The 7,295-nt window shown below is 65.0% G+C and carries 8 protein-coding genes; 1 reads left to right on the top strand and 7 read right to left on the bottom strand.

The window, feature by feature from the left end:
• Nucleotides 1–226: 226 nt before the first annotated feature.
• Both AC0L23_RS25445 and AC0L23_RS25440 read right to left on the bottom strand, forming a co-directional pair.
• The gene (locus AC0L23_RS25445) at nucleotides 227–1,612 is read right to left on the bottom strand and encodes a LysM peptidoglycan-binding domain-containing M23 family metallopeptidase (protein WP_018458022.1); all 1,386 of its coding nucleotides are present in this window, start codon (nucleotides 1,610–1,612) and stop codon (nucleotides 227–229) included.
• Between the two features lie 109 nt (nucleotides 1,613–1,721).
• The gene (locus tag AC0L23_RS25440; protein WP_026233485.1) at nucleotides 1,722–2,372 is read right to left on the bottom strand and encodes a protein-L-isoaspartate(D-aspartate) O-methyltransferase; all 651 of its coding nucleotides are present in this window, start codon (nucleotides 2,370–2,372) and stop codon (nucleotides 1,722–1,724) included.
• A gap of 225 nt (nucleotides 2,373–2,597) precedes the next feature.
• Between AC0L23_RS25440 and AC0L23_RS25435 the strand changes: the two genes are divergently transcribed.
• Nucleotides 2,598–2,969, top strand: coding sequence for a response regulator (locus AC0L23_RS25435; protein WP_007590670.1), 372 nt, complete (start codon nucleotides 2,598–2,600; stop codon nucleotides 2,967–2,969).
• A gap of 35 nt (nucleotides 2,970–3,004) precedes the next feature.
• Here the strand turns inward: AC0L23_RS25435 and surE are convergent, their stop codons facing one another.
• The 5 genes from surE to tatB all read right to left on the bottom strand — a co-directional run bounded on the left by surE (nucleotide 3,005) and on the right by tatB (nucleotide 7,224).
• Nucleotides 3,005–3,772: a 5'/3'-nucleotidase SurE gene (gene surE, locus AC0L23_RS25430; protein WP_085353192.1), complete on the bottom strand. Its 768-nt coding sequence runs from the start codon at nucleotides 3,770–3,772 to the stop codon at nucleotides 3,005–3,007.
• Between the two features lie 101 nt (nucleotides 3,773–3,873).
• A complete protein-coding gene (locus AC0L23_RS25425) occupies nucleotides 3,874–4,236 on the bottom strand; it encodes a hypothetical protein (RefSeq protein WP_085353194.1) in 363 nt (120 codons plus the stop codon).
• A 94-nt stretch (nucleotides 4,237–4,330) separates the two neighbouring features.
• The gene (gene serS, locus AC0L23_RS25420; RefSeq protein WP_018458027.1) at nucleotides 4,331–5,662 is read right to left on the bottom strand and encodes a serine--tRNA ligase; all 1,332 of its coding nucleotides are present in this window, start codon (nucleotides 5,660–5,662) and stop codon (nucleotides 4,331–4,333) included.
• Nucleotides 5,663–5,860: 198 nt separating this feature from the next.
• A complete protein-coding gene (gene tatC / locus AC0L23_RS25415) occupies nucleotides 5,861–6,673 on the bottom strand; it encodes a twin-arginine translocase subunit TatC (protein ID WP_018458028.1) in 813 nt (270 codons plus the stop codon).
• On the bottom strand, nucleotides 6,670–7,224 hold the full coding sequence (gene tatB / locus AC0L23_RS25410; protein WP_085353196.1) for a Sec-independent protein translocase protein TatB: 555 nt from the start codon (nucleotides 7,222–7,224) through the stop codon (nucleotides 6,670–6,672). Before tatB ends, tatC begins: the two co-directional genes overlap by 4 nt.
• Nucleotides 7,225–7,295: the final 71 nt, after the last annotated feature.

Raw genomic sequence — 7,295 nt, 5'->3', positions numbered from 1 at the left:
CGGCGCGGGGTGCTGAAGGTGGATGCGGCGTAGGCGGCCGTTGTCTGGAACGCGGTGGCATTAAGTGCCGCCGTCGTGCAGGGGGAAGCCCCGGCCCAATTCCCCCCGGGGCGGGGGTATCCATAACCCCGCGCGGGGGCGGCTCACGCCGATACGCCGGGGCTTAGTGGAGCGCCGGGTCACGCGGGGCGACGACAGCTTCAGTTGGGAGACAATGTAGGCCTCATCACGCCCCGTTCAGGAATTGAAGCGGATCAACCGGGCTCGATCCCTTGCGGATCTCGAAGTGGAGCTGCGGCGACGCCACCTCCCCGGATTGACCCGACTTGGCAATGACCTGGCCGCGCTTGATGGTATCGCCGCGCTTCACCATCAGCTCACTCGCATGGGCATATGCGGTGACGTAGCCGTTGGAGTGCCGAACCAGGACCAGATTGCCGTAACCTTTCAGCTCGTTGCCGGAATAGGCAACGACACCGTCTTCGGCCGCCTTGACCGGCGTGCCCTCGGGCACCGCGAGATTGATGCCGTCGTTGGATTTGCCATTGGTCTTGGCGCCGTAGCTCGTGACCACCTTGCCGCGCACCGGCCAGCGGAAAGTCGGCAGCGCGCTGGTGGTCTCCGCAGCTTTCGCGGGAGTGTCCGCGGCCTTGTCTTCGACGTTGGCGGTGGCCTGGGCCAGGCGCGCGCTCTGCACCGGCGCGGCGACGGCGGCCATCTTGGTGGCGGGCGCAGGCGCGGCAGCAACCGGCTGCAGCGTCCCCGCGACGGGAGCGGCTCCGACCGGAGCCGCGGCAAGCGGTGCTGCGACAGCGGCGGTCTTGGCCCCGGGCACGGCCAGCCTGGCGCCGAGCTTGAGTTTTGCAGAGGGATCGAGGCCGTTGGCGCGGGCCAATTCGGCCGCCGAGATATGGTTCTTGCGGGCAATGCTGGCGAGCGTGTCGCCGTGGTTCACGAAGTGCGTGCTTGACGGCGCGGCAACGGCCGCAACCGGCTTCGCAGCGGGCGCTGGGGCAGCGGCAACGGAAGCCATGAGCGGCGCGGGCGCAGCCGCCGTAGCTTGGTGCGGAATGATCAGTTGCTGGCCGGGCGAGAGCGCGCGCGGCCCCTTATAGCCGTTGGCGGCGAGGATCGCCTGCGGCGTGACGCGATAGCGTTTGGCAAGCAGGTCGAGCGTATCGCTGGTGCCGACGATGATCTTGGTTCCGCCGACCGGCTGGGCGGCTGCAACCGAGCGTGGCGGCACGGTGGCCGTGGTCTCGAGATGCGGCTGCGCCGGGGGTGCGTAGGAGCCCACGCCGCGTCCGCCTCCGGACACACCGCCTGCTGCAACGGGGTAGGATTGCGGCGTGGATACCGCCGGCGGCAAAGGCTGCGACTGATAATAACCGGACTGCGTCTGCGGCCGCGAATATTGCGGCAACTCACGCTGCGGCGGCGGGGCCTGCTGCACCGAACCGGTCGATTCCTGCGCGAAGGGATTGGAGAAGTTCGACTGGGACATGCGCGACGACATGTCGGCGCTGCACCCTGCGAAGCTGAAGGAGATCAGCGCCAGCACCGCGACCTGCGGCACACGGCGCGAGTAAAGCAACTCGGCGGCAACGGACATGGTTACTCACTCGTACGCAACAGAACTGGTGTTTTAAGTAAACACGCGCCGAGTAAATAACGGCTTAACCCTCCCAATAAGATGTTGGCAGCGCAGCCAATCTGGAATTCTACAGCTCCCGCGCCACGCCGGGCAGCGCCGGCACGAAGCGGACCTCGACGAGTTCCTTGCGCTCGATCCCGGCTTCGGTCCGGCTCAGCCGGATCAGCGTCTGCACCCCCTGATGCGGGCCGACGGGCGCGATCAGGATGCCACCCACCTCCAGCCGCTCGACCAGGTTCTCCGGGAGCTGCTCCATCGCGGCCGTGACGATGATGCGATCGAACGGGCCAATATTGGGGGGCAGATTGAGTCCGTCGCCCAGCATCACCTCGACGTTGTGATAGTTGAGTTTTTCAAGCCTGATACGTGCGGCATCCGCAAGCTTGCGGTAGCGCTCGACCGTCAACACCTGGCCGGCGAGCCGCGACAGCACCGCCGCCTGGTAGCCCGAGCCGGCGCCGATCTCGAGGACGCGGTGCTTCTTCTGAAGCTGGAGCTGCTCGGTCATGTAGGCGACGACAAAGGGCTGGCTGATGGTCTGCCCGCAGGCGATCGGGAGCGCGCTGTCGCGATATGCGCCGTCCCGATCGGCGTCGTCGACGAATTGATCGCGCGGCACCTCCTCCATGGCCCTCAGGACCGCCTGGTCGCTGATGCCCCGACGCCTCAGCGTGAGCTGAAACATCATCTTTTCCGGCGGGTGCTGATGGGGGGTCATTGCCTGCTTGTGCTGTGTTTGCGGTCCGGGACGCCCAACCCGGGCGCGAGATTCCTGTTCCGGCTCAGGGAACCCATGATAGGCTTCGGATGGCGTAGTTGACCATAAATTGGCTTGCAACGGGCGAGCCGCGATGGCCATTTTCAGGCATCCGTTCGTCGAAACGCGCATTGCGTCGATTCATGTTATCTGCGAACGTTTTTGGCAATGGGCAAGGACTCGACCATGACCGCGACGGGGCTTACTGGCCGCTCTGTATTCCTCGTCGAAGACGAGGTGATGATCAGGATGATGGTCGCGGACATGCTCGAAGAGCTTGGCTACAAGATCGCAGCCGAGGCGGGCGACATCACCGAAGCCATGCGGCTCGCCCAGGCAACCGAGTTCGACATCGCCATTCTCGACGTCAACGTCAACGGCAAGGTCATCTCGCCGGTCGCCGATGTCATCAAGGCGAAGGGCTGCCCGTTCATCTTCGCCACCGGATACGGTTCCTCGGGCCTGCCCGAGCAGTACCGCGATCGGCCGGCGCTTCAGAAGCCATTTCAGCTCGACGCCCTCGGCAAGACCATCGAAGCCGCGCTTCGCGGCGGCTAGGCCCCATTCCAGGTCGGATTACTTCAGCGTCGGACTTACTTCAGCGTCGCACTCAGCGCCTCGGAAAACGCCTCGTTGGTCCGGTCGAGCCTGAGCGGCGTGACGGAGACGTAGCGTTCGCGGAGCGCCGCGAGATCGGTGCCGTCGGCCGGCGTATCCATCATCGCGGTGCGCTCGAAGCCGATCCAGAAATACGGATTGCCACGGCCGTCCCTGCGCTCGTCGATCCTAAGGAAGCCGAGATTGCGCTTGCCTTGCCGCGTCACGCGGATGCCCAGCACATCCTCCGGCGCGCAGGCCGGGAAGTTGACGTTGATGACGGTGTCCTTCGGGATGCCGGCGGCGATCACCTTGCGCAGGATGTCGGGCCCGAATTTGCGGGCCGTGTCCCACAGCGGCCGGTCGCGGGTCTCCACGCTGAACTCCTGCGACAGGGCGAAGGACGGCAGCCCCAGGATGGTGCCCTCCAGCGCACCGGCGATGGTGCCGGAATAGACCACGTCCTCGGCGACGTTGCGGCCCTTGTTGACGCCGGACAGCACGACATCGGGCAGCTTGGCGCCGAGGATGTGGCGCGCGCCCATGATGACGCAGTCGGTCGGCGTGCCGCGCACCGCGAAATGCCGCGGACCGACCTCGCGCAGGCGCAGCGGATCGTTGAGCGACAGCGAATGCGACACGCCGGACTGGTCGAGCTCAGGCGCGACCACCCAGACGTCATCGGACAATGCGCGCGCGATCTCCTCCAGGACCTTGAGGCCGGGGGCGTGGATGCCGTCGTCATTGGTGCAGAGAATGCGCATGGGAAAGGTCGATTCCTGAAGCGGGTCTGAGCCGTCTTATCCGGCCGGGGCCGATCAGGCAAACCGGCCGACCGGGCGGCACCTGGTCGCCGGCTTGGCGGTTATCGGCGAACTCGCCATTGCGGCAGAAAGCGCGCAAGCCGGCCCTCCGCGTGCAATCTCATCGCCGGCACGACCGGGCTCACCATCGGCGCCTCAATCACGCCGAGCGCCTCCAGCTGCGCGACGAATGGGTCCGGCACCGGCGCCTGTGGAAAGCGGTCACGTGCCAGCGTTAGCGCCTGGTCGAAATCGGCTGCATTCACACCGGGCTTGGCCCGCCGGCTCTGGACCAGATCGTCGTCCCAGAGCCGCGTGATCGCGATGTCGAGCACGCCACGCAGCCGCTGATCGACGGCCTGGATACCGGCACCCGTCACCGCCCATTGTCTGCCGACCCAGAAGATATCGCGGTGCAAGGCCATGAACGATCGGTTCGCGTTGTCGGGTGGCCGGCAGGATAACCGGCCGCCCGATCTTCGCAACCAAACGTTTCTCCGTTTCAGATTGGCGGCACGCCTAGTCGCGTGCGACCACCTTCAGCCCGCCCATATAGGGCTGGAGCACGCTGGGGACCGCAATCGAGCCGTCCTCTTGCTGATAGGTCTCCATCACGGCGATCAACGCGCGGCCTAGCGCTGTGCCGGAGCCGTTGAGCGTGTGCACGAACCGCGGCTTGCCATCGGGGCCGCGCGAGCGCGCGTCCATCCGGCGGGCCTGGAAATCGCCGCAAACCGAGCAGCTTGAGATCTCGCGGAATGCCCCGCCGTCGCCCTGACCCGGCATCCAGACCTCGATGTCATAGGTTTTTTGCGACGAGAAACCCATATCCCCGGTGCACAGCGTCATCACGCGGTAATGCAGCTCGAGCCGTCGCAGCACTTCCTCGGCACAGGCGAGCATGCGCTCGTGCTCGTCCTTGCTCGTCTCCGGCGTCGTGATCGAGACCAGTTCGACCTTGGTGAACTGGTGCTGCCGGATCATGCCGCGGGTGTCGCGCCCTGCGGCGCCCGCCTCCGCGCGAAAACACGGCGTCAGCGCAGTCAGCCGCATCGGCAGCTGCTTTTCGTCGAGGATGGATTCTCGGACGAGATTGGTGAGCGCCACCTCCGCGGTCGGAATGATCCCGAGACGCTCGGTCCGGAGCCGCTCATGGTCGGGCGCGGCGAGCAATTCGCCCTTGATCGCCCAGAACTGGTCGTCCTCGAACTTCGGCAATTGTCCGGTGCCGAACATGATCTCGTTGCGCACGAGCAGCGGCGGATTGATCTCGGTATAGCCGTGCTCGTCAACGTGTAGATTCAGCATGAACTGGCCGAGCGCGCGTTCGAGCCGCGCCAGTCCCTTCTTCAACACGACGAAGCGCGCGCCGGAGAGCTTCGCTGCGGTCTCGAAATCCATGTCACCGAGCGCGGCGCCGAGATCGTCATGGGGTTTTGGCACGAACGCGTAGTTGCGCCTGTTGCCGAAGACATGGCGCTGCACATTGCCGTGCTCGTCGACACCATCGGGCACCTCGCCGAGCGGCAGATTGGGGATCGCCGCCAGCTCCTTGGCGAGCTCCTCGTCGGCAGCCTTCGCGGTCGCCTCGAGCTCCGGCATGGTGGTCTTGAGCTCGGCGACCTCCGCCATCAGCTTCGCCGCGCGCGCCTCGTCCTTCGTCTTCTTGGCATCGCCGATTTCCTTTGAGGCCGCATTGCGCCGCGCCTGCGCCTGCTCGGAAGCCAGGATCGCCGCACGCCGGGTCTCGTCGATCGCAAGCAGCGACGCCGACATCGGCTTCAGGCCGCGTCGTGCGAGGCCGGCGTCGAAGGCTTGCGGGTTGTCGCGGATCGATTTGATGTCGTGCATGCCCCTGGCCCGGGGGCTTTTCCCACCCCTCAAAACCCTTTTTTTTATTTTATCAAATTGGCTGCTCCCCCACCCCCGGCTGTCATCGTCCGCGAAGGCGGCCGATCCAGTATTCCAGAAACATCACTGATTCCCCATAGGCCGCGGCGTACTGGATTCCCCGCTTTCGCGGGGAATGACACCGGAGTATGGGGCGCCCTACTCTGCCGGATTGGCCGGCGTCGATACGTCGGTGCCGCTAGAGGCTTGCGAAGCTGCAGCCTTCTTCTCCACAATTCCCACCGCGATGATCGAGCCCTCGTAGAGCGCGAGCAAGGGAATCGCGAGCGAGCACTGGCTGAGCACATCGGGCGGGGTCAGAACGGCCGCGATGACGAAGGCAACGACGATGAAATAGCGGCGCTTCTCGCGCAGCATTTTAGAAGTGACGATGCCGATGCGCCCCAGCAGCGTCAGGATCACCGGAAGCTGGAAGGCGATGCCGAAGGCGAAGATCAGCGACATCATCAGCGACAGATATTCGCCGACCTTGGGCAGCAGCTGGATCTGCGCGGTCTCGTCACTGCCGGCCTGCTGCATGCCGAGCGAGAAGCGGACCAGCATGGGCAGCACGACGAAATAGACCAGTGCTGCGCCCAGCACGAAGAAGAACGGGGTCGCGACCAGATACGGCAGGAAGGCCTGCTTCTCGTGCTTGTAGAGTCCGGGAGCGACGAACTTATAGATTTGTGTCGCGACGATCGGGAACGAGATGAAGCCGGCGCCGAACAGCGCGAGCTTGAGCTGGGTGATGAAATATTCCAGCAGCGCGGTGTAGATGAATTTCGAGTTCTCGGGACCCGCGATCCACACGAACGGCCAGACCAGCACGTTGTAGATCTGCTTGGCGAAGAAGAAGCAGAAGATGAAGGCAATGCCGAAGCCGAGCAGCGCTTTGATCAGCCGCGAACGCAGCTCGATCAAATGGTCCATCAGGGGAGCTTTGCTGGCCTCGATATCGGCGGCGCTCATGACGCTTTGGCGTCCTTAATCGCCTCGGCCGGCGCAGTGTCCTGGGTGACGGAATCTTGCGTGCCCGAACCTTGAGCGACCTGCGCCTGCTCGACCTCACGGGTGATGGCGAGCGGCTCGTTCACGGCCGCATGTGCCTCGGCTTCCACGAAGGTCTCCGGCGTCGGCGCTTCCGGCGTGGTGGGCGTCGTCAGCGCTTCGCTTGAAGTCGCCGACGGTTCGACAGCGGTGGAGATCGAGGTCTCGGCGGGCTTGTCCAGCGCATCGACGCGGAGCGCGTCGCTGACGTCTTTCTGGAGCGAGGTCATCAAATTGTTGCCGGCGAAGCCGGAAGCCGCTTCCTTGACCTCGTCGAAGCTCTTCTTGAGGTCGGCCATTTCGGCCTCGCGCATCGCTTCCTGGAATTGGCCCTGGAATTCGGCGGCCATCTTGCGCGCCTTGCCCATCCACTGCCCGACCATGCGCAGCACGCCCGGCAGCTCTTTCGGGCCGATGGCGATCAGGGCCACGACCCCGATCAGGACCAGTTCACTCCACCCGATGTCGAACATGAGGTCTTCCGTTCACGCCAGCCGCAGCCGGCCCAATCCCTCGCGCGCAGGATCGGGTCCGCTACCCGCGT

The sequence above is a fragment of the Bradyrhizobium sp. MI1.4 genome (assembly GCF_055811315.1).
Note: the sequence above shows the minus strand (reverse complement) of the source record. Positions and strands in the feature narration are given on the sequence as shown.